Annotated in this window: 21 protein-coding genes; 8 read left to right on the top strand and 13 right to left on the bottom strand. The window is 62.5% G+C overall.

Going from position 1 to position 24,251, the window contains the following annotated elements:
- Positions 1 to 146 precede the first annotated feature (146 nt).
- Positions 147 to 1,613, top strand: coding sequence for a membrane-bound lytic murein transglycosylase MltF (gene mltF / locus RTH74_RS17870; protein WP_316915522.1), 1,467 nt, complete (start codon positions 147 to 149; stop codon positions 1,611 to 1,613).
- Between the two features lie 4 nt (positions 1,614 to 1,617).
- On the opposite strand, the gene RTH74_RS17875 is transcribed toward mltF, so the two are convergent.
- The 5 genes from RTH74_RS17875 to guaB all read right to left on the bottom strand — a co-directional run bounded on the left by RTH74_RS17875 (position 1,618) and on the right by guaB (position 7,408).
- A complete protein-coding gene (locus tag RTH74_RS17875; RefSeq protein WP_316915603.1) occupies positions 1,618 to 2,073 on the bottom strand; it encodes a hypothetical protein in 456 nt (151 codons plus the stop codon).
- Positions 2,074 to 2,106: 33 nt separating this feature from the next.
- Complete coding sequence (tadA, locus tag RTH74_RS17880; protein WP_125835757.1) at positions 2,107 to 2,583, bottom strand: tRNA adenosine(34) deaminase TadA; 477 nt, start codon at positions 2,581 to 2,583, stop codon at positions 2,107 to 2,109.
- A gap of 41 nt (positions 2,584 to 2,624) precedes the next feature.
- Entirely contained in the window at positions 2,625 to 3,995 is a 1,371-nt protein-coding gene (locus RTH74_RS17885) for a multicopper oxidase family protein (protein WP_316915523.1), read from the bottom strand.
- Between the two features lie 158 nt (positions 3,996 to 4,153).
- Positions 4,154 to 5,731, bottom strand: a complete 1,578-nt coding sequence (gene guaA / locus RTH74_RS17890; protein WP_316915524.1) for a glutamine-hydrolyzing GMP synthase — start codon at positions 5,729 to 5,731, stop codon at positions 4,154 to 4,156.
- Positions 5,732 to 5,938: 207 nt separating this feature from the next.
- The gene (guaB, locus tag RTH74_RS17895; RefSeq protein WP_106734671.1) at positions 5,939 to 7,408 is read right to left on the bottom strand and encodes an IMP dehydrogenase; all 1,470 of its coding nucleotides are present in this window, start codon (positions 7,406 to 7,408) and stop codon (positions 5,939 to 5,941) included.
- A 144-nt stretch (positions 7,409 to 7,552) separates the two neighbouring features.
- Between guaB and RTH74_RS17900 the strand changes: the two genes are divergently transcribed.
- Positions 7,553 to 9,655 (top strand): TonB-dependent siderophore receptor, encoded by a 2,103-nt coding sequence (locus RTH74_RS17900; RefSeq protein WP_316915525.1) that lies wholly within the window; start codon positions 7,553 to 7,555, stop codon positions 9,653 to 9,655.
- An 84-nt stretch (positions 9,656 to 9,739) separates the two neighbouring features.
- Here the strand turns inward: RTH74_RS17900 and RTH74_RS17905 are convergent, their stop codons facing one another.
- Together RTH74_RS17905 and RTH74_RS17910 are read right to left on the bottom strand one after the other, a co-directional pair.
- Entirely contained in the window at positions 9,740 to 10,294 is a 555-nt protein-coding gene (locus tag RTH74_RS17905; protein ID WP_316915526.1) for a sugar ABC transporter ATPase, read from the bottom strand.
- 56 nt (positions 10,295 to 10,350) lie between these two features.
- Positions 10,351 to 10,818 (bottom strand): multidrug/biocide efflux PACE transporter, encoded by a 468-nt coding sequence (locus RTH74_RS17910; protein ID WP_072426048.1) that lies wholly within the window; start codon positions 10,816 to 10,818, stop codon positions 10,351 to 10,353.
- Positions 10,819 to 10,852: 34 nt separating this feature from the next.
- Here RTH74_RS17910 and RTH74_RS17915 point away from each other — a divergent pair, with 34 nt between their 5' ends.
- The 6 genes from RTH74_RS17915 (at position 10,853) to leuA (ending at position 18,149) form a co-directional block, all read left to right on the top strand.
- Positions 10,853 to 11,785 carry a LysR family transcriptional regulator gene (locus RTH74_RS17915; protein ID WP_316915527.1) on the top strand — a complete coding sequence of 311 codons (933 nt, stop codon included), beginning with the start codon at positions 10,853 to 10,855 and terminating at the stop codon, positions 11,783 to 11,785.
- A 43-nt stretch (positions 11,786 to 11,828) separates the two neighbouring features.
- A complete protein-coding gene (gene xseA, locus RTH74_RS17920) occupies positions 11,829 to 13,208 on the top strand; it encodes an exodeoxyribonuclease VII large subunit (RefSeq protein WP_316915528.1) in 1,380 nt (459 codons plus the stop codon).
- 6 nt (positions 13,209 to 13,214) lie between these two features.
- Positions 13,215 to 14,057 (top strand): peptidoglycan DD-metalloendopeptidase family protein, encoded by an 843-nt coding sequence (locus tag RTH74_RS17925; protein ID WP_316915529.1) that lies wholly within the window; start codon positions 13,215 to 13,217, stop codon positions 14,055 to 14,057.
- A 120-nt stretch (positions 14,058 to 14,177) separates the two neighbouring features.
- Positions 14,178 to 15,440 (top strand): mechanosensitive ion channel family protein, encoded by a 1,263-nt coding sequence (locus tag RTH74_RS17930; protein WP_316915530.1) that lies wholly within the window; start codon positions 14,178 to 14,180, stop codon positions 15,438 to 15,440.
- Between the two features lie 67 nt (positions 15,441 to 15,507).
- Positions 15,508 to 16,173, top strand: coding sequence for a glutathione S-transferase (locus tag RTH74_RS17935; RefSeq protein ID WP_316915531.1), 666 nt, complete (start codon positions 15,508 to 15,510; stop codon positions 16,171 to 16,173).
- Positions 16,174 to 16,478: 305 nt separating this feature from the next.
- Entirely contained in the window at positions 16,479 to 18,149 is a 1,671-nt protein-coding gene (leuA, locus tag RTH74_RS17940) for a 2-isopropylmalate synthase (protein WP_316915532.1), read from the top strand.
- A gap of 84 nt (positions 18,150 to 18,233) precedes the next feature.
- Here leuA and RTH74_RS17945 read toward each other — a convergent pair whose 3' ends face one another.
- From RTH74_RS17945 to RTH74_RS17970, 6 genes are all read right to left on the bottom strand, one after another.
- Positions 18,234 to 18,689 carry a hypothetical protein gene (locus RTH74_RS17945; protein WP_316915533.1) on the bottom strand — a complete coding sequence of 152 codons (456 nt, stop codon included), beginning with the start codon at positions 18,687 to 18,689 and terminating at the stop codon, positions 18,234 to 18,236.
- 17 nt (positions 18,690 to 18,706) lie between these two features.
- The gene (locus RTH74_RS17950) at positions 18,707 to 19,489 is read right to left on the bottom strand and encodes an amidohydrolase (RefSeq protein WP_316915534.1); all 783 of its coding nucleotides are present in this window, start codon (positions 19,487 to 19,489) and stop codon (positions 18,707 to 18,709) included.
- 74 nt (positions 19,490 to 19,563) lie between these two features.
- The gene (locus RTH74_RS17955; protein WP_316915535.1) at positions 19,564 to 20,712 is read right to left on the bottom strand and encodes a pyridoxal phosphate-dependent aminotransferase; all 1,149 of its coding nucleotides are present in this window, start codon (positions 20,710 to 20,712) and stop codon (positions 19,564 to 19,566) included.
- 144 nt (positions 20,713 to 20,856) lie between these two features.
- Complete coding sequence (gene der, locus RTH74_RS17960; protein ID WP_125880988.1) at positions 20,857 to 22,329, bottom strand: ribosome biogenesis GTPase Der; 1,473 nt, start codon at positions 22,327 to 22,329, stop codon at positions 20,857 to 20,859.
- A 112-nt stretch (positions 22,330 to 22,441) separates the two neighbouring features.
- Entirely contained in the window at positions 22,442 to 23,593 is a 1,152-nt protein-coding gene (gene bamB / locus RTH74_RS17965; protein WP_316915536.1) for an outer membrane protein assembly factor BamB, read from the bottom strand.
- Positions 23,586 to 24,224, bottom strand: coding sequence for a tetratricopeptide repeat protein (locus RTH74_RS17970; protein ID WP_316915537.1), 639 nt, complete (start codon positions 24,222 to 24,224; stop codon positions 23,586 to 23,588). Before RTH74_RS17970 ends, bamB begins: the two co-directional genes overlap by 8 nt.
- Positions 24,225 to 24,251 lie beyond the last annotated feature (27 nt).

Below are 24,251 nucleotides of genomic sequence, written 5' to 3' on the forward strand. Positions count from 1 at the left end.
GGGGTGTGCTGGAGGCCGGGCATTCTACCCTAAAGCGTTGGCCTGCGGCACCTGTAGCCAGGCGCTTAAAGGACGAACGCGCACTAGCAGAGAAGCGAAGCGCTGTCGATATATGGCGCCGCCTGCGCTTTGCGTATACTGCGCCGATGTTTGCACGACCTGCGATACGCATGCGTTGCGCCAAAGGGCTGTTGGCGATTGGAACCCTCCTGATGCTTGCTGGCTGCGGCGAAGAACCCAAGCCCAGCGTACTTGAGCAGGCAAAGGCGGAGGGTGAGCTGCGCGTGGTCACTCGTAACAGCCCCGCCACCTACTTCCAGGATCGCAACGGCGCCACCGGTTTCGAATATGAACTGGCCAAGCGCTTCGCCACCGACCTCGGCCTCGAACTGAAGATCGAAACCGCCGACAACCTCGACAGCCTGTTCGCCAGCCTGGACCGCGCCAGCGGCCCGGTCATGGCTGCCGCCGGCCTGGTGGACACACCGCAGCGCCAGCGTCAGGCACGCTTCTCCATCCCTTATCTGGAAGTCACACCGCAGGTCATCTATCGCCAGGGCGAGAGCCGTCCGACCAAACCTGAAGATCTGGTCGGCAAACGCATTCTGGTGCTGGCCGGCAGCAGCCATGCCGAACAGCTGGCCGCCCTCAAGCTGGAACAGCCGGAGCTGGAGTTCGAGGTATCCGACGCAGTGGAGGTGGTCGACCTGCTACGCATGGTCGATGAGGGCCAGATCGACCTGACCCTGGTGGACTCCAACGAACTGGCGATGAACCAGGTGTACTTCCCCAACGTGCGCGTCGCCTTCGACCTCGGCGACACCAACACCATGCGCTGGGCAGTGGCGGCCGGCGACGATGACAGCCTGCTGCTGGAGATCGACGCCTTCCTCAAGCGCGCCGAAGCCAACGGTACCCTGCAGCGCCTGAAGGAACGTTACTACGGCCATGTCGACGTGCTCGGCTATGTCGGGGCCTACACCTTCGCCCAGCACCTGCAGAAACGCCTGCCACGCTACGAGAAAATGTTCCGCCAGGCCGCCCACAGCCATCAGATCGACTGGCGCCTGCTGGCGGCCATGGGCTACCAGGAGTCGCTGTGGCAGCCCAACGCCACGTCCAAAACCGGCGTACGCGGCCTGATGATGCTCACTCAGCGCACTGCCCAGTCGGTCGGCGTCTCCAACCGTCTCGACCCCAAACAGAGTATCGACGGCGGCGCCCGTTATTTCATTCAGGTGCACCAGCAACTGCCGGAAGGCATCGTCGAGCCGGATCGCACCTGGTTCGCCCTGGCCGCCTACAACGTTGGTGGTGGTCACCTGGAAGATGCACGCAAGCTGACCGAAGCCGAAGGGTTGGACCCTAACAAGTGGGCCGATGTGCAGAAGATCCTGCCACGCCTGGCGCAGAAGCAGTGGTACAGCAAGACTCGCTACGGCTATGCCCGTGGCGGTGAGCCGGTGCATTTCGTGCGTAACATTCGCCGCTACTACGACATTCTTACCTGGGTCACCCAGCCGCAGTTGGAAGGCTCGCAGGTGGCCGAGAGCGGTACCCACCTGCCCGGCATCGACAAGCGCAAACCCGAAGAAGAAACCCCGCCGCTGTAATTGCCTACAGCAAGCTCTGATTACCTACTGCGCAGCGACTGATGGCCTGGCGCGCTGGCGGCAGCCCTTTCAAACGCGTGGCGCACTGCGCCTGACTCGATATCCGCTCAACCTGCAGATTGGCCTGCGCATCGATGCTGATCAGGTAGGGATGGTTGTAACGTGCGCGATCGTTCCAGGCGCTGAAATGCTGAGCGCTGAACACGCAGCGGTAGTCCTGGTGGCCGGTAAAGCCCTGAAAGCGATCACGCATGAAGATGTGGTGATAGCGCTGCCAGTCACGATCGCGCTGGCCGACGCGTACGGCCTCCTGACACTCTTCAAGCGTGGTGATCTGCGGCTCGTGCAGGAAAATACTTTGCGCCAGGTTGGAGCCACCCAACTGCACGCTAGCGACCAGGTACACCTCGGGCTGCTCCGCGAACGCTGGCGCAGCCAGAAGCGCCAGTACACTCAACATCCGTTTGTTCATGCCTATTCCCTGTAAGAACGCTCAGCCTCGCCGAGCCTTGAAGAAATCTTTCAGCAGCGCCCCGCTCTCCTCGGCCAACAGCCCGCCCTCCACCAACACGCGGTGATTGAGAAAGCCCTGATCGAAGAACTGCCCCTGGCTGATCGCTACCCCGGCACGCGGCTCACTGGCGGCGAACACCACCCGAGCGATGCGCGCATGCACGATCAGACCGGCGCACATGCTGCAGGGCTCCAGCGTGACATACAGGGTGCTACCTGGGAGTCGGTAGTTCTGCACGCTTTCCGCTGCCGCGCGAATCGCCACCATCTCGGCGTGGGCACTGGGGTCGTGACGCAGGATCGGGCAATTGAAGCCCTGCCCCACCACTTCGCCGCCCTGCACCAGCACAGCACCCACCGGCACCTCGCCTTGCTCCGCGCCCAGGCACGCCTGCGCCAGCGCCAGGCGCATGAAGTGCTCGTCACGCGAGCGGTCGATGATCTGCGGTCTTTTCATTGCAACAATCCGTAGGACGCCGGCAAAAAACGGCGCCTACCCTACACCACTTCGATAGCCGCCATCAGCCCCGTTTCCATATGGTCGATGACGTGGCAGTGGAACATCCACACACCGGGATTATCGGCGACAAAGGCGATGCGCGCCGTCTCGTTCTTGCCCAGCAGGTAGGTGTCGGTGAAATACGGAATGATCTGGCGTCGATCCGAGCCCAGCACCTTGAAAGTCATGCCGTGCAGGTGGATCGGGTGCTGGTACTGCGCCATGTTGCGCAGCACGAAAACGTAGTGGCCGTTCTTCTTCAGCGTGGCGATCGGACGGTCCGCACAGGTCTTGTCGTTGATGTCCCAGGCCTGGCCGTTGATCTGCCAGTACTTGTAGCTGCCGCCACGTTCGACATTCCCCGACAGCATGGCTGCCCACTCGAAGTTGAAACGCAGCGTCTCGGCGCGCGCCAGATCCGGCTCGGCAATCGGGTTGGCCGGCAGTGGCGACGGCCAATCTCCGGCAGCGTCGGTGCTGGCGATGCCCTTCAAGGTCGCCAGGCGCAGCGGCCCGTTACGTAGAGATAACGCCTCTCCAGCAGCCGGAACCTTGAGCGCCAGGTCAAGGCGCATGCCGGGGCCGAGCCAGTATTCCTTGCCCAAAGGGCGCGGCTGCACCGGGTTGCCGTCCAGCGCATAAATGCGCGCCTCGCCGCCCGGCAGATTGAGGCGATAGGTGATGGTGCTGTCGACGTTGATCAGACGCAGGCGCACCACCTGCCCGGCCGGCAACTCCAGTGTTGGGTTAGGCTCGCCGTTGATGGTGGTCAGGCGCCCACGCGTGCCCTCGCGCGCGGCCTGGCGCGGCACCAGAAACTCGGTGAACGCGCCCTGCTCGTCGATGTGCCAGGTTTTCAGGCTCAGCGTACGTTCATGACGGAACCCCGTCGGCTCGCGCTCCTCGACAATCAGCGGGCCGACAAGGCCGCGTCCGAGCTGCTCGGCACTGGCGGTATGCGGGTGGTACCAGAAGCTGCCAGCGTCGTGGCAGATGAAGTCATAGTCGAAGTATTCACCCGGCAGAACCGGTGCTTGGGAAACGTAGGGCACGCCGTCCATCTCCAGCGGCAGACGAATGCCATGCCAGTGGATGGTGCTCTGCACATCGAGCTTGTTGATGAAGCGCACCCGCAAACGCTCGCCCTGGCGGCAACGCAACTCCAACCCCGGCGCCTGGCCGCCATAGCCCCAGGCCGGCGTCTTGTGCCCCGGCACCAGCTCAAGATCAAGCGGCGCGGCGATCAGCTCGTAGTCATGGCTCGCCACGTTCTCCGGGCGCCCCAGCCAATAACGCACACCACCTGCGCCTAGGCCGGCCACACCCAGGCCAGCCAAACCGACGAGCACTTGTCTGCGGGTAAACGACATCTTCATCCTCGGCAATCTGTAGGCATACTCAATTGCGGTATCTTCTCATTTTCAACGAATGGAAAACGACCCCACTAGCAGAGTCGGGTTGCCGCAGCTCCAACCTGCAGGCATGAAAAAACCGGCCTAAGCCGGTTTCTTCATACAGCGCTTCGGGATCACTCCCACTCAATCGTCGCTGGCGGCTTGCTCGATACGTCGTAAGTAACGCGGGAAATGCCTTCGATTTCGTTGATGATGCGGCCGCTGACAGTCTCCAGCAGCTCGTAAGGCAGGTGCGCCCAGCGAGCGGTCATGAAGTCGACGGTTTCCACGGCGCGCAGGGCGACGACCCAGGCGTAGCGACGGCCGTCACCAACGACGCCAACCGATTTCACCGGCTGGAATACAACGAATGCCTGGCTGGTCTTGTGGTACCAGTCGGCCTTGCGCAGTTCTTCGATGAAGATGTGGTCGGCGCGGCGCAGCAGGTCGGCGTATTCCTTCTTCACTTCGCCGAGGATGCGCACGCCCAGGCCCGGGCCCGGGAACGGGTGGCGGTAGACCATGTCGTAGGGCAGGCCCAGCTCCAGGCCGATCTTGCGTACTTCGTCCTTGAACAGTTCACGCAGCGGCTCGACCAGCTTGAGGTTCATTTCCTCCGGCAGGCCGCCAACGTTGTGGTGGCTCTTGATCACGTGGGCCTTGCCGCTCTTGGCGCCAGCCGACTCGATCACGTCCGGGTAGATGGTGCCCTGGGCAAGGAACTGGATGTTGTCCAGCTTGCTGGCCTGGGCATCGAACACGTCGATAAAGGTACGACCGATGATCTTGCGCTTCTTCTCCGGGTCGGACTCGCCGGCCAGGTTGCCGAGGAACTGCTCTTCGGCGTTGGCGCGGATCACCTTGACGCCCATGTTCTCGGCGAACATGGCCATGACCTGATCACCTTCGTGCAGGCGCAGCAGACCGTTGTCGACGAACACACAGGTCAGCTGATCGCCGATGGCCTTGTGCAGCAGTGCCGCGACCACCGAGGAATCCACACCGCCAGACAGGCCAAGCAGCACGTTGGCATCGCCAACCTGAGCACGCACGGCGGCGATGGCGTCTTCGACGATGTTGGCCGGGGTCCAAAGGGCTTCACAGCCGCTGATTTCCAGCACGAAGCGCGAGAGGATGCGACCGCCCTGCTTGGTATGGGTCACTTCCGGGTGGAACTGCACGCCGTAGTAGTGGCGAGTGTCGTCGCACATGGCGGCGATCGGGCAGCTCGGGGTGCTGGCGAGGATATGGAAGCCTTCTGGCAGGCGTGTGACCTTGTCGCCGTGGCTCATCCACACGTCGAGGCCCAGCACGCCATCAGCGTCGACATGGTCTTCGATGCCGGCCAGCAGCTGGCTCTTGCCGACTACGTCGACACGGGCGTACCCGAACTCACGCAGGTCGGAACCTTCCACCTTGCCACCGAGCTGCTCGGCCATGGTCTGCATGCCGTAGCAGATGCCCAGTACCGGGACATTCAGGTCGAACACCGCTTGCGGCGCGCGCGGGCTATTGGCTTCGTGCACCGACTCCGGGCCACCGGCGAGGATGATGCCGCGCGGAGCGAAGGCACGAATGTCCTCGTCGCTCATGTCCCAAGGGTGCAGTTCGCAATAGACGCCGATCTCGCGAACACGGCGCGCGATCAACTGGGTGTACTGGGAACCGAAGTCCAGAATGAGGATGCGGTGGGCGTGAATGTCGTGGGCCATGGCCGTCTCTCGTAGGTGTTCACAAATGACACGGGGCTGATCGAACAGCCCCGTTATTCATACATTGTAAAATCGATTTGCCGCGTCGTGAGCGACGAGCAGGCAAGGCGGAGAGAAATGAGAGAGCGGAGTTTGCTGAAGCAAATGAGCATCTCGAGTTCTTCTCCAACGCAGCATGCGCAAGCGCAGCAGCGTCAAATCGATTTTTTAGCCAACCCGGTAGTTGGGCGCCTCTTTGGTGATCTGCACATCGTGGACGTGCGACTCAGCCATGCCAGCGCCAGTGATGCGCACGAACTCGGGCTTGGTGCGCATTTCCTCGACGGTCGCGCAACCGGTGTAGCCCATGGAGGCACGCAGGCCGCCCATCAGTTGGTGAACGATGGCACTCATCGCGCCCTTGTAGGGAACGCGGCCTTCGATACCTTCCGGCACCAGCTTCTCGGCACCGGCCGAGGAGTCCTGGAAGTAACGGTCGCTCGATCCTTGCGCCTGCGCCATGGCGCCCAGCGAACCCATACCACGGTAAGCCTTGTAGGAACGGCCCTGGAACAGTTCGACTTCGCCCGGGGCTTCTTCGGTACCGGCCAGCATGGAGCCGATCATCACTGCGGAAGCGCCAGCGACGATGGCCTTGGACAGGTCGCCGGAGAAGCGGATACCGCCATCAGCGATCAGCGGCACACCGGTACCAGCCAGCGCGGCAGCAACGTTGGCCACGGCGCTGATCTGCGGCACACCGACGCCGGCAACGATACGGGTGGTGCAGATCGAGCCCGGGCCGATACCGACCTTGACACCATCAGCACCAGCTTCGACCAGCGCCTTGGCGGCGGCGCCAGTGGCGATGTTGCCACCGATCACCTGGACTTCCGGGAAGTTCTCCTTGACCCAGCGTACGCGGTCGATCACGCCTTTGGAGTGGCCGTGTGCGGTGTCGACGATGATCACGTCGACGCCTGCATTGACCAGAGCAGCCACACGGTCACCGGTGTCGGCACCGGTGCCGACGGCAGCGCCAACGCGCAGACGACCTTGATCGTCCTTGCTGGCCAGCGGGTAGGCCTTGGCCTTCTCGATGTCCTTGACGGTCATCATGCCCTTGAGGGTGAAGGCGTCGTCGACGATCAGCACCTTCTCGATGCGGTGCTTGTGCAACAGCTCACGCACGGTTTCCTTGGCGGCGCCTTCCTTGACGGTGACCAGACGCTCTTTCGGCGTCATCACTTCACGCACTTTAGCGTCCAGACGATTCTCGAAACGCACGTCACGGGAGGTCACGATGCCCACCAGGTCGCCGTTGGACAGCACCGGAACACCGGAGATGTTGTGCAGGCGGGTCAGCTCGAAGAGGTCACGCACGGTGGCATCGGCCTCGATGGTGATCGGGTCCTTGACCACGCCAGCCTCGAACTTCTTCACCTTGCGCACTTCGGCAGCCTGCTGCTCGATGGTCATGTTCTTGTGGATGATGCCGATGCCGCCTTCCTGGGCCATGGCGATGGCCAGGCGCGCTTCGGTGACGGTGTCCATGGCAGCGGACAGCAGCGGGATGTTCAGTTCGATGCCGCGGGTCAGGCGGGTCTTCAGGCTGACGTCCTTGGGCAGCACCTCGGAATAACCGGGGATGAGCAGGACGTCGTCGAAAGTGAGTGCTTCTTGGCTGATGCGCAGCATGGAGGGCTCCCGAGCGGGAAAATAAGAAGCGCGGCATTATACCCAGCGAGCTCATTTCACTCAATGCAAAGTGTGTCTCTAGGCAGCCATACCTCGAAACACATAAAATAATGATTCTCAAAAACCCTTGCACTTGAGTGCCAAATGAAATTCAACCGCTTTTCCTTGAGTGGTCAAGGCGCCGCCCTTCTCACTTTTTGCCTGCTTCCAGCGGGCCACCTGCTGGCCCAGGAGCTGGAGCTGCCCAGCCAGGAAGTCATCGCGGCGCCCGTGGCTGACGAGAATGGCTACCAGGCCAAGCGCGCCAGTACGGCGAGCAAATCTTCAGTGGCACTCAAGGATGAAGCCCAGTCGGTACAGGTGGTAACGCCACAGACCATCGAGGACTTTCAGGTCAGATCGCTGGACGATGCGATGAAGTTCGTCAGTGGCATGACGCAGAGCAACACCCTGGCTGGCACGCAGGATGGCTTCGTCAAACGCGGTTTTGGTAGCAACGCCGATGGTTCCATCCTGCGCGACGGCATTCGATCCAGCCTGTCGCGCAACTTCAGCGCCACCACTGAACGCGTGGAAGTGCTCAAAGGGCCGGCCTCGCTGTTATATGGCGCGCTGGAGCCGGGCGGCCTGATCAACGTCATCAGCAAGAAGCCGCAGTACCAATGGGGCACGCAACTGAGCGCGGACAGCTCCAGCTTCGGCGGAGGCAGCCTGGCAGTCGACGTCACCGGCCCCATTGCCGACAGCGGCCTGGCCTTTCGACTGGTTGCCGAGCGCCAGCACGAAGACTACTGGCGCAACTTCGGCGAAGAAGAACACAGTTTGATCGCCCCCTCGCTTAGCTGGGAAGGCGAACGCCTGCGCCTGAACATCGCCTACGAATACAAGGAATACAGCTCTCCGGTGGACCGTGGCACGGTGATCATCAACGGCAAACCGGCCAAGGTGTCCTATAACGACCGCTTCGGTGAAAGCTGGTCGAAGGCCGAAGGCATCGATGAACTGCTCACCGCCACCGCCGAATATCAGCTCAGCGACGACTGGTCGACTCGCCTCACCTATGGCTGGAACAACGAGCGCTACGACTATGCCGAAGCTCGCCCCAACGCGCTGAATGCCACTACAGGCGCGCTCAGCCGCCGTTCTGACGGTAGTGAGCATGACAACCAGACCCAATATCTGGCCTGGGACTGGATCGGCAACGCCAACCTGTTCAGTCAGCGACATGATCTGCTGATCGGCACCGATACAGAGCGCGTCGACAATTTCCGTGGCGATACCTGGCGCGGCCCAGCAGTGGGTGGCTTCAACATCTACAACCCGATATATGGCAATCTCGCGGCGCCTTCGTTACTCAATCCGGCGCAAAGTGATCGCAGCGACGAGCTGCACTCACGTTCGATCTACGCGAAGGACAACTGGCACCTGAACGACCAGTGGATCGTGGTGCTTGGCGGTCGCTACCAGCGTTTCGAGCAACTCGTGGAACAAGGCCGCGGCGCAACCTATACCCGCACCACCGACCGTACCGATACCACCTTCCTGCCCTTCGGCGGCCTGGTATTCCAGCTGAGCGACCAGGTGGCGTTCTATGGCAACTACAGCCGCTCTTTCGTGCCCAATGCCTCGGATACCAATACTGGCCAGGCATTCGACCCCGAAGAAGGCCGCAGCTACGAGCTGGGGGTGAAACTCGATCTGCCTCAAGGCATCGGCGCCAGCCTGGCGCTGTTCGATATCGAGAAGAAAAACGTCGTGGTCACCAAGAATTCCGTATCGGAAGCAGCAGGCAAAGTCAGCTCGCGCGGCGTGGAATTGGATATCAGCGGCCGCCTGAGCGAGCACTGGGAGCTGCTTGGCAGCTATGCCTACACCGATACGGAAATCCTCGATGACCCGAGCAACGAAGGCAACGAGCTGGTCAACGCCGCACGCAATGTCGGCAGTCTCTACCTCGTCCATCACCTGCATTTACCCCAGGAGCTGGGTCAGTGGAAACTGGGTGGTGGCGCCCGCTACGTCGGCGAGCGTGCTGGCGACAACGCCAACACATTCTGGCTGGATAGCTACACCGTGGCCGATGCCTTCGTCACTTGGGACAGCCAATTGCTTGGAGAAAAGACACGCCTGCAACTGAACGTACGTAACCTGTTCAACGAGCGCTACTACTCCTCCAGCGGCGGCAATCTACGCGTTGCCGTAGGCGAGCCGCGCGAGCTGCGCCTGTCGGCCAGTGTCGAGTTCTAAAAAGCCTTTGTAGGAGCGGCTTCAGCCGCGAAGGAATTCGAGAGCGGCTAAAGCCCCTCCCACAAGCGCGAGAGCAAGCCACGCTCAAGCCGGATCGTCCACCCACACCTGCCTCACCGCAAAGCCCAGGCGTTCGCCGAACTCTTCGACGAACGCCGGGCGCAGGCCGGCTTCAGCCCAGCCGTTGAAGATGAAACCCAGGTTGGAAAAGCCGCACGGCTGCAGGAACAGGAAACCGTTGATGTCATCTTCATGCCCGCATTCCGGGCAGGTGAAGTTGTCGGTCTCCCCTGGCCACCACACCTCCAGGCTGTCGAACAGCGGCACGCCCACTTCCCTGCGGCATTCGGCGCAGCCCGCCTCTTCGAGAAAACTGCGCGTCGGTACATAGATGCAGCGGTGGGTAATGATCTCCAGACCATTGTGCGCCTGGCCATAAGGCAGCAAATCGGGACGCTGGGCGATACGCCGCGCGCCTGGTCCGATCGCATAGGCCATACCGTTGCCACCCTGGCCGCAGGTAGTTGGCAATGCCTCGACGATTTCCCGTTTGACCAGCCAGCGCAGCATGGCCTGGGCCTTTTGCTCGTGGCCGGGAAGCGTGGATATCTGTGGGACGAGGATCAGTTGCGCGGTCATGGTGTTCGAACGGCTGGCAAGGAAAGGGCGGCAGCTTAGGCGCTACCGCCGGCAAATCAAGCCCCGCGACAGATCACAGCAGCCTGCTGCGCTTCACGACGTGCCACCCAGCGAGCACGCAGCACGTCGTAGATCCAGTTGAACGCCATGGTGTACGGCAGGAAGAACAGGATAAGCACGATGTCCAAGAGCAGCGCCTCGAGCAGACCGATCGACAACCACCAGGCCGCCAGCGGTACCAGCACGACGATCAAGCCCACCTCGAACAGCAGCGCATGGCTTACCCGCGCTCGAAAACCGCGCTCGAAGCCCAGACGACTCTGTGCGCGGTCGAAGAGGTAGTTGAACAGCATGTTCCACAGCATCGCCACGGTGGAGAACATCAGCGTCAGCACGCCCAGGTGCAGCAGCGGCTTGTCCATGAACCAGGCCATGGCCGGCGCACAGATAAGTACGGCAATACCTTCGAAGGCCAGAGCGTGACCGATGCGCTCACGCAGAGAGCGCGGCAGGGGCTGAGTCATGAAGCGAACCTCGTGATAAGTGACGACGAGCGCTATGATCATCGGAATATCAGCCAACCCAAAGGCAGCTGCCATCGGCAAAACCGATATGAATATTTCACCTGAATCGCTGCAAGCCTTCGCTCAGGCCGCCAACTGCGGCTCGCTCAGCGCTGCGGCGCGGCGCCTGGGCAAGAGTCAGTCGACCATCAGCGAAGCCGTCGCGCGCCTGGAAATCGACCTGGGCGTGGCACTGTTCGAGCGCGGCCCACGCACATTGCAACTGACCGAAGCCGGGGCCAGCCTGCTGGCCCACGCCGAAGAAGTGCTCTGTGCCAGCGACCGCCTGGCGCGACACGCGGCCGGTTTGGCCAGAGGCCAGGAAGCGCGCCTGACCCTGGCTCTGTCCGATGCGTACCAGCCGAAGCAGTACGAAGTTCGCCTGCAGGAGCTGGATCAGCGCTTTCCCGACCTGCAATTCGAGAGCCTGATCGCCGAACAGGCCGATGTGCTCGACTTGGTCACCCAGGGCCGTGCGCAGTTGGGGCTGCTAGGCGCGCAACCGACCTACCCGCCGCATATCGCCCACGCCCGCCTGGAAATGAGCAGCGAGTTCGGTCTGTTCGTGGCCAAGGATCATCCGCTGAGCAGGCTGGCCCAGGTACGCCAGGACGACTTATCGCGCTGGCGCTTGCTGCGCCTGAGTAGCGTCGCCCATGACGATGCCAACACCGACGACCTGCCCGGCAGCGGCGGCCGCTGCTGGGCCGCGCCGGACTACCTGATGCTGCTGGAAATGGCACGCCTGGGCTTCGGCTGGGCCGAACTGCCACGGCAACTGGTCGATGCCTACGGCTTCGGTGGCCTGCATGAACTGCCCTGCAATGGTTGGCCACGGCGGGTCACGGTGGACGCCATCTGGTCACGCCAGCGCGAACTCGGTCCGGTCGCGGCCTGGTTGCTCGAGCGTCTGCTGCAGGACGCCTGATGAAGGTCGCACCTACGGGCCTCTCGGCTTATCATGCCGCCCCATGATCAATGATCCCTTTGCTCGCCTGAACCTCGACCGCGAGGTGCTCAGCGTCAGCCAGCTCAACAATCGCGCCCGCTTGCTGCTGGAGGACGTGTTCGCCGGCATCTGGGTCGAGGGAGAAATTTCCAACCTCGCCCGTCCAGCCTCCGGCCACATCTACTTCACCCTGAAAGACAGCCAGGCGCAGGTGCGCTGCGCACTGTTCCGGCAGAACGCTGCGCGCGTACGCCAGGCGCTGCGCGACGGATTGGCGGTGAAGGTACGCGGCAAGGTCTCGCTGTTCGAGGGGCGCGGCGACTATCAGTTGATTCTCGACGCCGTCGAGCCTGCCGGTGATGGCGCGCTGCGCCTGGCCTTCGAGGCGCTGAAGGAAAAGCTCGGCGCCGAAGGGCTGTTCTCTACCGAACGCAAGATCGCCCTGCCCGCGCACCCCAAGCGCATCGGCATCGTCAGCTCACCGACCGGCGCGGTGATCCGCGACATCATCAGCGTATTTCGCCGCCGCGCGCCGCAGGTGGAGTTGAACCTGATCCCCACTGCCGTACAGGGCCGCGAAGCCACCGCGCAGATCGTGCGCGCCCTGCAACGCGCCGATGCGCAGGGTTTCGATGCGCTGATCCTGGCCCGCGGCGGTGGCTCGCTGGAAGACCTCTGGTGCTTCAACGAAGAAGCCGTGGCCCGCGCCGTGGCTTCGTGCGTCACGCCCATCGTCAGCGCCGTGGGCCACGAAACAGACGTTTCCATCGCCGACTTCGTCGCTGACGTGCGCGCGCCAACCCCTTCGGCCGCCGCCGAACTGCTGGCCCCGGACAGCAGTGAGCTGGTGCAGCGCCTGCACAACCTGCAGCGGCGCTTGGTGCTGCAGATGCAGGGCCGTCTGGCCCGCGAACGCCTGCGTCTGGAAGGCGTGAGCAAACGCCTGCGTCACCCCGGCGAGCGCCTGCGCCAGCAAGCCCAGCGCCTGGATGACCTGGACATGCGCCTGCGCCGCGCCTTCAACCAGCAACTGGCCAATCAGCGCGAACGCTTGGCCCGCCTCGACGCGCGCCTCGCCGCCCAGCATCCGGGCCGCAACCTGGCACTGCTGCGCCAGCGCCTGGATGGCCTGGCCACGCGCCTGCCACGCGCGATGCAAGGCCAGCTACGCAGCCAGCGTCAGCAACTGGGCGCACTGGCCGCGCAACTGCAGATCGTCAGCCCCTTGGCCACCCTCGGTCGTGGCTACAGCATCCTCCTCGACGAACGCGGTCATGCCGTGCGCAGCGCCGCACAGACCCACCCGGGCCAACGCCTCAAGGCACGCCTGAGCGAAGGCGAACTGGACGTGCGCGTCGAAGACAACCACATACAACCGGCGACCTTGTCGCTCTTGGATTGAGAACCGATGTACAGCCTTACCCGCACGCAATTGTTCGCCGGCCTGCTGGCTCTGTGCCTTACCCTGCCCGCCCACGCCGAGGGTTTTATCACTCGCCTGCTGAACAAGCCGGTGCCGGGCGGTGTGGCGGTGGTCGATCTGGGCAACCCGGCGCAGGCACCCAAAGTGCGCTATCAGGGTAAGCCGGTACTGACCGTTCACGAAGATGGCCAACGCTGGATCGCCGTTGTCGGCATCCCGCTCAGCGTCAAGCCAGGGACTCAACAGGTCGAGGTCGAGGGCGGTGGCCGCTTGACTTTCCAGGCCGGCGCCAAGCACTACACCGAGCAGCGCATCACCATCAAGAACCAGCAGCAGGTCACCCCCAACGCCGCCAACCTGAAACGCATCGAGCGCGAGCTGGCCGAGCAGACCCGTGCCTACCAGCAGTTCAGCGCGCGCCAGCCGAGCAACCTGATGTTCGACAAACCGGTCAACGGCCCGCTGTCCAGCCCGTTCGGCCTGCGCCGCTTCTTCAACGGCGAGGAGCGCAACCCGCATTCGGGCCTGGACTTCGCCGCCAACCGCGGCACGCCGATCAAGGCTCCGGCTGCCGGTAAGGTGATCCTCATCGGCGATTATTTCTTCAATGGCAAGACGGTATTTCTCGACCACGGCCAGGGGTTGATCAGCATGTTCTGCCACCTGTCCGAGATCGACGTGAAGCTCGGCGACGAAATCTCCCGAGGCGGCCATCTCGGCAAGGTCGGCGCCACCGGGCGCGCCACCGGCCCGCACCTGCATTGGAACGTCAGCCTCAACGATGCGCGGGTTGATCCGGCGATCTTCATTGGTGCGTTCAAGCCCTGAACCGACGCAGCGTGCAACACCTGCCGTTTGGGTTAACGACACATTTTTGCTAGGGTACGGCGGCTCAGATGGCCGGCCGTGTAGCGTCGGCCTTTCCTCCTGCCTGCTTCGGAGCCGGAAATGCCGAATGAGCTCACTACCTGGATGAACTGGCTGAACACTCAGCCGGAACTGCTCACCCTCACCGCTACCCTCGTCCTGATCGTCGCCGCCTGGCTGTCGAACTGGGTGGTCAAACGCATTTTGGTCCGCGCCATCTACCGCCTGGTCGGGGCGACCGCCCTGGGCCGCCATGGCCAGATCAAGGAAAGCGGTATCATCAAGCGCCTGTCCAACATCGTACCGGCACTGGTGCTGTCCAGCGGCGTGGTCTTGGTACCCGGCATGCCCGCTGCTGTGGTGGAAGTGACACGCAACGTCTGTGGCGCCTTCGTGGTGCTGACCATCGCCATGGCCATCGGCGCCCTGCTGGATATTCTCAACACCCTCTACCAGCGCCGCCCGAATGCGCACCTGAAGCCGATCAAGGGCTATCTGCAGGTGATCAAGATTGCCATCTTCGCCATCGCCGCGATCCTGATGGTGGCTGCACTGATCGACCGCTCTCCGCTGATTCTGCTGTCCGGTCTCGGGGCCATGGCTGCGGTGCTGATGTTGATCTTCCAGGACACTCTGCTATCGCTGGTGGCCAGCGTGCAGATCTCCTCCAGCGACATCGTACGCGTCGGCGACTGGGTGGAAATGCCGCAGCTCAACGCCGACGGCGATGTGATCGACATCGCCCTGCACACGGTCAAGGTGCAGAACTGGGACAAGACCATCACCACCATCCCGACCAAGCGCTTCATCACAGACCCGTTCAAGAACTGGCGTGGCATGCAGGAATCCGGTGGACGTCGGATCAAGCGCGCGCTGTTCTTGGACCAGACCAGCGTTCACTTCCTCAGCGACGAAGAAATCGCACGGCTACGCCGCTTCATGCTCCTCGACGAATACCTCGACCGCAAGGATCAGGAGCTGCAGGACTGGAACACCAGGCTGGCCGAACACGGCAAGGAGGCTGTGAACACCCGCCGTATCACCAACATCGGCAGCTTCCGCGCCTACGTCGAGCACTACCTGCGGCATAACCCGAATATCCACCAGAACATGACCCTGCTGGTGCGTCAGCTCAGCCCGACTGCCGATGGTCTGCCGCTGGAAATCTACTGTTTCACCAATACCATCGCCTGGAATGCCTACGAAGGCATCCAGTCGGACATCTTCGACCACTTGCTGGCCATCCTCCCCGAGTTCGGCCTGCGCGTGTTCCAGCACCCGAGCGGTGCGGACATGCGCGAATTGCGGCCCACCATCGCCGAGCAGCCAAGGGCGGTGCAATAAAACACTAGTGGTGCGTCCCGAAACGACGTATTACAGAACCCTGCCCCAGAATCGGCCGGAGCTTGCCATGATCACCCTGCATCACCTGAACAACTCGCGTTCGCAACGTATTCTCTGGATGCTCGAAGAGATTGGTATCGACTATCAGGTCAAGCATTACCAGCGCGACCCGCAGACCATGCTCGCCCCTGCCGAGTTGCGCCAGGTGCATCCTCTGGGCAAGTCGCCGCTGATCACCGATGGCGAACTGACCCTTGCCGAATCGGGCGCCATCATCGAATACCTGGCCGAGCGCTATGGCGATTGGTTGCTGCCTGCCGCCGGTAGCGCGGAACGCCTGCGCTGCCGCTACTGGCTGCATTACGCCGAAGGCTCGGCGATGCCGCCACTGCTGCTCAAGCTGGTGTTCGACAAGCTGCGCAGCGCGCCGATGCCGTTCTTCATCAAGCCAGTCGCCCGTGGCATCGCGAACAAGGTCAGTCAGGCGTTCATCTCGCCGCAGTTGAAACTGCATTTCGACTACCTGGAGGGCCAACTGAGCGAGCACGACTGGTTCGCAGGCGATGCGTTCAGCGCTGCCGATATTCAGCTCAGTTTCCCACTTGAAGCAGCTGCCGCCCGTGGCGTACTCAACAACCACCCGCGCCTGAGCGATTTCCTGCAACGCATCCATGCCAGGCCGGCCTATCGCCGTGCCCTGGAAAAAGGTGGCGCCTACGACTACGCCGACTGAGGACGGATCATCGAGGGACGGGGGCGAGCCCGTGCACGCCCTCTGGAAACACGATTCGTCGAAAAAATCACTTTCAAAGCAATAAAATCCGCCAACAAAAGCTATCCAGCAATAAATCGGCGTTTTTTAAGCAAGCATTGCCATATCCACCTGCTATGGATAGGGTGCCCACATGAAAAACATCTTTCTCGTCCGCCAGCTCGCATGCCTGCGACTGGTCAGTCCTCGACTGCGACGCCCCGCCTGAAGCCCCGTTTCATGGCCGCCCGGCCTCGTGTTCGACTCCCATTTCGCAGGACCCTCTCATGACCATGCTCAACGACCCGTCGAAGAAGTACCGCCCGTTTACTCAGATCCAGATTCCGGACCGCACCTGGCCGGACAAGATCATCGACAAGGCGCCGATCTGGCTGTCCACCGACCTGCGCGACGGTAACCAGTCGCTGATCGAGCCGATGGATGCCGAGAAGAAGATGCGCTTCTTCAAGTGTCTGCTGGCAGTAGGTTTGAAGGAAATCGAAGTGGGCTTCCCGTCCGCCTCGCAGACTGACTTCGACTTCGTCCGCGAGCTGATCGAAGGCGGCCACATTCCGGACGACGTTACTATTCAGGTGCTGACCCAGGCCCGTGACGACCTCATCGAGCGCACCTTCGAGTCGCTGAAAGGCGCCAAGAAGGCCATCGTCCACTACTACAACGCCTGCGCACCGAGCTTCCGCAAGATCGTCTTCAACCAGGACAAGGCCGGCGTCAAAGCCATTGCCGTGGCTGCTGGCACCACCATCAAGCGCCTGGCCGATGCCGCGCCGGAAACCCAGTGGGGCTTCGAGTATTCGCCGGAAGTGTTCAGCAGCACCGAAATCGACTTCGCCGTCGAGGTGTGCAATGCGGTGATCGGCGTGTTCCAGCCAACCCAAGCCAACAAGCTGATTCTCAACCTGCCCGCCACCATCGAGTGCGCCACGCCGAACAACTACGCCGACCAGATCGAGTGGTTCGGTCGTCACGTCGACCGCCGTGACAGCGTGCTGATCAGCGTACATACCCACAATGACCGTGGCACCGGCGTTGCGGCCTCCGAGCTGGCCGTCATGGCCGGCGCTGACCGCGTCGAAGGTTGCCTGTTCGGCAACGGCGAACGCACCGGCAACGTCTGCCTGGTGACCCTGGCGCTGAACCTCTACACCCAGGGCGTGAACCCCGAACTGGACTTCTCCGACATCGACGCCGTGCGCAAGGTGGTCGAGGACTGCAACCAGATTCCGGTGCACCCGCGCCACCCGTACGTCGGCGACCTGGTGCACACCGCCTTCTCCGGCTCGCACCAGGACGCCATCCGCAAGGGCTTCGCCCAGCAGAAGGACGATGCCCTGTGGGAAGTGCCGTACCTGCCTATCGATCCGGCCGACATCGGCCGTGACTACGAGGCGGTGATTCGTGTGAACAGCCAGTCCGGCAAAGGCGGCATCACCTTCCTGCTCGAGCAGGAATACGGCATCAGCCTGCCACGTCGCATGCAGATCGAGTTCAGCCAGGTGGTGCAGCGTGAAACCGACCGCCTCGGCCTGGAAATGACCGCCGCACAGATCCACCAGTTGCTCGAAACCGAGTACCTGCAAGCGCGCAGCCCCTACGCTCTGAAAGGCCATCGCCTGCAGGAGGAAAACGGCACCAGCGCGGTGGATGTGGAAGTCATCGAAGGAAGTGAGAACCACCATTGGCGTGGCATCGGTAAAGGCCCGCTGGAAGCGCTGGCTGCCGCGCTGCCGGTCGCCGTTGAAGTCATGGACTACAGCGAGCACGCCATTGGTGCCGGCACCAACGCCAAGGCGGCTGCCTACATCGAACTGCGCGTCAATGGCGGTCGTGCCCTGCACGGCATCGGGATCGACGAGAACCTGACTACGGCGAGCTTCCGCGCCCTGTTCAGTGCGCTGAACCGCGCCCTTAGCCAGGCCGAGTCGCAAGCGGCCTGAGCCTTAAGCGCCACTCACAAAAACGCCGGGCAAAGCCCGGCGTTTTTGTATGCGTAACCCGGATGAAATCCGGGAACTTGACACTCAAATATCGAAAATCATCAGCACCGCGAACATCAGTGCGGCCAGGCCAATGGTGTACATCAGACCGATACCTGCCGCCCGCCAGTTGGAGAGGTACGCGCCACCCGCCTCGGTATGCTGCTTGAGATCGGCCTCGAGCAGGTTCTTGGCCAGCATGATCATCGCCATCAGCTGCGCGATGGCGAAAGGCAGTGCAGGCACCTCCTCCGGCAACACGAAAGCCAAGACCAAAGTGACGATCAGAAGCACGACGGAAATACCCCAGACCATCGCCACTCGATCCGCCTTCCCAAGCAGTTGCAGGTTATGCGCCAGCAGCCACGCGCCTGCCAACGGCGTGCCGATGAACGTCGCCACACCGATGCCAGCAATGCTGTAGAGCGGCGACCGAGTGGTGGTGGCCGGTTGCAGGTCAGCCTGCGGCGTCTGGAAGGGATTGCTCTGTTGCACGTCCATGTCATGTAGCTCCTGGTTCAGTTGAATGTGAAAGCGTCCGCGTCCAGGTGCGCCGGGAAGCGCTCGCGATAGGTACTCAGAGCGTCATGCGATAGCCGAGTGCGGAACACTCCATCGCCCTCGCCAGCCGTCAGCAGCGCCTCGCCCTGGAAGTCCAGCACCTGAGAATCGCCAGTATAACCGTGGCCCTTGCCGTCCTCGCCGACGCGGTTCACAGCCGCGACATAGCACAGATTCTCGATGGCTCGCGCCGGCAGCAGGCGGTTCCAGTGTTGACGACGCGCGCCCGGCCAGTTGGCGGTATACAGCAGCAGGTCGGTACCGCCGGCGTCACGGCTCCAGACGGGGAAGCGCAGGTCGTAGCAGATCAACGGGCGCACGCGCCAGCCCTTGAGGTCGAACACCACCTGCTGATCGCCAGCGCTGTAATGCTTGTGCTCACCGGCCATGCGGAACAGGTGGCGTTTGTCGTAATACGCGAAAGAGCCATCCGGATGTGCCCAAAGCAGACGATTGCGGTAGCTGCCGTCAGCAGCCTGAATGATCAGACTGCCGCAGATCACCGCGCCGATACCCTGCGCCTGCTCGCGTAGCCAGGTGCTGCTGGGTCCCCCCTCAGGCTCAGCCAATTCGGCCGACTCCATGGAAAAACCGGTGGTGAACATCTCCGGCAGGATTACCAGATCAGCGCCGCGCGCCTGCTCCAGCAAGGCCTGGAAATGTTCACGATTGGCGGCCGGATCGTGCCAGGCCAACGTGGTCTGGATCAGCGCCAGTTCGAGATCGGGTTTGTTGCTCATTTGTAGGCCTCGCTCACCGTAGGGCGGGTGAAACCCGCCAACACCTCAGAGGCGGGTTACACCCGCCCTACCCCTCATACCGCGCAGAGCTTCTCTGCCGCCTGGCGCAGGGTTTCCTCGCGCTTGGCGAAGCAGAAACGCACCAGGCGCATATCCTTGGGCGCTGACTGATAAAACACCGACACCGGAATCGCCGCCACACCATGTTCGCGGGTCAACCACTCGGCCATGGCCACATCGTCCAGATCAGGGCGAATGGCCGAATAGTCGGCCAGCTGGAAATAGGTACCAGGGGCGCGGGTGAAAGTGAAACGTGAGCCGGCCAGCAGGTCGCAGAACAGGTCGCGCTTGGCCTGGTAGAAGGCCGGCAGTTCTTCGACATGCTCGGGGCAGGCTGCCATGAAGTCAGCCAGAGCGAACTGCAGCGGCGTCACGCCACAAAAGTTGACGTATTGGTGGATCTTGCGCAGCTCGGCGGTCAAGGCCGGTGGCGCCACCACGTAGCCGGTCTTCCAGCCGGTGACGTGATAGGTCTTGCCGAAGGAGCTGACCACGAAGGCGCGCTGATACAGTTCGTCGTGGACCAGCACGCTGGCATGCCGCTGGCCGTCATAGATCAGGTGCTCGTAGACCTCGTCGCTGATCACATGAATATTGCGCCCACGAATCAGCTCCGCCAGCTTGTCCAGGTCAGTGCGGGTCAGCAGCGCCCCGCTGGGATTATGCGGGGAGTTGAGGAAGATCAGCCGCGTGCGCGGCGTGATCGCATCGGCCAGACGCTGCCAATCGACAGCGAAGTCCGGCAATGCCAGCGGCACATGTACGCAACGCCCACCGGCCAGCTCCACCGACGGCTCGTAACTGTCGTAGCAAGGGTCGAGCACGATGGCTTCATCCCCCGGATGAATCAGCGCCTGCACCGCGCAGAAGATCGCCTCGGTGGCCCCCGGCGTGATGGTGATTTCGCTATCGGCATCGCGCTGCACGCCGTAGCTGCGGGCGAACTTGGCCGCCACCTGCTGGCGTAGCGCGGGCAAGCCGGTCATTGGCGAATACTGGTTGCGCCCTTCCATAACGTGGCGCGCCACGGCCTCACGCAGTGCCTGCGGCCCATCGAAGTCGGGAAAGCCCTGAGACAGGTTGATCGCGCCAACATCGGCAGCGAGCTGGGACATGCGCGTGAAGATGGTGGTGCCGACGTTGGGCAGTTTGCTGGCGAGCATCGCGACTTCCTGGAAGAACAAGGCAAGCCGCGAGGATAGCCGAAGGGCGCAGCAGACGGCACCTGCTGTGCTTATGAAAAAGAGTTGGAAGCTTATGCCGTGCGCGCCGGACGATCACCGGCGCACACCCTGGCGTAAAGCTTACTAGCGCTTGTCTTTGCGCTTCTTCTCGGCCTTCTTGTGGTGGCTCATCAACCGGCGCTTCTTGTTCACCTGGCGATCCGTGAGCTTGTTCTTGTTGCCCTCGTAGGGGTTCTCGCCGCCCTTGTACTCGATACGAATCGGCGTACCGACCAGTTTCAGCACACGGCGGAAGGTGTTTTCCAGATAACGGGAGTAGGCACGCGGTACGGCGTCGACCTGGTTACCGTGGATCACGATCAGCGGCGGGTTGGCACCGCCCAGGTGGGCATAGCGCAGCTTGATGCGGCGACCATTGACCAGAGGCGGCGCGTGGTCGCTGACGGCATCTTCGAGAATCTGCGTCAGGCGGCTGGTCGGCCAACGGGTGATCGCCGACTTGAACGAGGCCTGCACCGACTTGTACAGATGGCCCACGCCAGTGCCGTGCAGGGCGGAAATGAAGTGGATATCGGCGAAGTCGACGAAGAACAGCCGGCGCTCCAGCTCGGTCTTCACATAATCCTTCTGCCCCTGATCCATGCCGTCCCACTTGTTCAGGGCGATGACCAGGGCGCGGCCGCTTTCCAGCACGAAGCCGAGCAGGTTGAGGTCGTGGTCGACCACACCTTCGCGGGCGTCCATGACGAACACCACGACGTTGGAGTCCTGAATGGCCTGCAGCGTCTTGACCACGGAGAATTTCTCCACAGCCTCGAAGATCTTGCCGCGCCGACGCACACCGGCGGTATCGATCAGGGTGTACTTCTCGTCGTCACGCTCGAACGGAATGTAGATGCTGTCACGCGTGGTCCCCGCCTGGTCATAGACGATGACCCGCTCTTCGCCGAGCATGCGGTTGACCAGGGTGGACTTGCCGACGTTGGGGCGACCGATGATGGCCAGCTTGATGCCGTCCTTCTCGCTCGGGCCAGGAATGCGCTTGGCCTCCTGGCCTTCCAGCACCTCTTCCTCTTCGGCACCCTCCTCCAGCTCGCCGGCGTCCTTGGGGAACGCGCCGAGCACCACTTCCAGCATCTGGGTGATGCCGCGGCCGTGAGCACCGGCAATAGCCAGTGGCTCGCCCAGGCCCATGGGGCTGAACTCGGCGCGAGCCAGGTCTACATCGAGGTTGTCGACCTTGTTCACCACCAGGAAGCTCTGCTTGTTACGACGGCGCAGGTGCTCGCCGATCATCTGGTCGGAGGCGGTCATACCTGCGCGCGCGTCCACCAGGAACAGCACGGCATCGGCCTCTTCGATGGCCTGCAGCGACTGCTCGGCCATCTTCGCGTCGATGCCTTCTTCGTCACCGGAAATACCACCGGTGTCGATCACGATATAGGTGCGCCCCTGCCACTTCGCCTCGCCATACTGGCGGTCGCGGGTCAGACCGGACAGGTCGCCGACGATGGCGTCGCGGCTGCGGGTCAGGCGGTTGAAGAGTGTGGACTTGCCGACATTCGGCCGGCCCACCAGGGCAATTACGGGAACCATCAGGCTCTCCACTCGGTTAATTCAGAAAATGCAAAGGCCGCTGCAGGGGCAGCGGCCGGAATCTGTTGCGCTGCTACACCCAGGGCTCAGCTCTGGATGCAGCATAGTCGGTTCATTTGATGGTCAGTGCCACCAACTTGCCGCTGTTGCCGTAGACGTACAGCCAATCACCCACCACCAGCGGCTGGGCGCGCAGGCCGTCACTGTCGATGCGGGTACGGCCGACGAAGCGACCATCGACCTGGCTCAGCAGATGCAGATAGCCCTCGAAGTCCCCTACGGCGACATAACTGGAGAACACAGTCGGGCCCGACAGCTGGCGACGTGCCATCGAATCGTTGCTCCACAGTGCCGACGCGCTGCGTTCATCGATACCTTCGACGGTGCCGCTGGCCATGCTGACGTACACGTTGCCAAAACCTTGAGCGACGCCGACCGAGCTGGATGCCTCGCGCTGCCAAAGCACGCGACCGGACTCCAGGTCCATGGCCGCAACACGGCCCTGGTAGCTCACCGCGTAGACAGTGCCGCCGGACAGCAGCAGACCACCGTCGATATCCACCACGCGCTCCAACTCGGAACGCCCTTGAGGAATAGCGACGCGCTGCTCCCAGACAGGCAGGCCGCGCTGAGCGTCGACCGCAACCACCTTGCCGCTGGACAAGCCAGCGACCACCAGGCGATTGGTCACCAACGGAGCGCCGGTACCGCGCAGAGTCAGTACAGCCGGGGTATTCTCGACGATCCAGCGCTGGCTACCGGTGCTGGCATCGAAAGCGATAAGGCGGTCGTCCTGAGTCTGTACCACGACGATATCGCCGTTGGTTGCCGGCGCTGCCAGCACTTCACTGGTCACGCGCGAGCGCCACTGCTCTTCACCGTCGCTGGAATCCAGCGCGATCACCTCGCCCTTGAGCGTACCCAGCAGTACCTGGCCGTAACCAACGCCGATAGCACCGGACACCGGGATTTCAAGCTTCTTGCGCCAGATGACCTTGCCGCTAGTGCGGTCCATGGCCATCACCAGACCTTCGACGTCGGCGGCGTAGATCACGTCGCCATCGATGGCCGGGACCAGCATGTTGAAGGTTTCGCCCTGACCGTCACCGACCGAACGGCTCCACTCGGTGCGCAGCTCGACTTCTTCGTCGAACTTGGTCAGATCGGCAGGCGGCAGTTCCTTCTTGCTATTGCTGCTGCAACCCACAGCCAGAACGGCCAGAGCCAGCAGTGCGGCATTCTTCCAACGCATCACGTCACGCATCCCCTTTTGCCAGGTCGTCCAGCTTCATCTGCAGACCGCCAACAGCGGCGTCTTCGGCCAGCGCATCCTTGGCCTTCTGATAGGCGGCGTGCGCGTCATCGCTGCGACCCAGCTGTACCAGCAGATCGCCCTTGAGTTCTTCGCGGCTGGCGAGGAAAGCGTCCTCGACCTTGGCATCGAGCAGTTCCAGCGCATCGTCAGTCTTGTCTTGGGCTGCCAGAACACGAGCCAGACGCTGACGCGCCAGCTCACCGAGCGTGGCGTCGGCCGGCTTGTCGAGCACGCGCTGCAGCGCGGCAGCGGCATCGTCGAGACGGTCGGCTTCGACGGCGACCTTGGCTACGAACAGGTTGCCGTACTGGGCGTAGTGGCTACCGCCAAATTCGCTGTCGAGCTTACCGGCCAGGTCGGCAACTTTCGCGGCATCGGGTTTGCCGGCTGGGTCCAACGCGGTCTCCAGCAATTGCTGATAGAGCACGGAGGCGCCTTGCGCCTGATTGTCCTGATACTTCTGCCAGCCCTGCCAGCCGAATACAGCTACCAGCGCCAATACGCCGCCGGCCAGCAAAGGCTTGCCGTTACGATCCCACCAGTCCTTCATTTGTGCGATCTGTTCGTCTTCGGTCTGCATGTCTAACCCCGTACTCCTAATCGAGAA

This window comes from Pseudomonas sp. zfem001, assembly GCF_032621725.1.
In the GTDB taxonomy this organism is placed as follows: Bacteria; Pseudomonadota; Gammaproteobacteria; order Pseudomonadales; family Pseudomonadaceae; genus Aquipseudomonas; species Aquipseudomonas sediminis.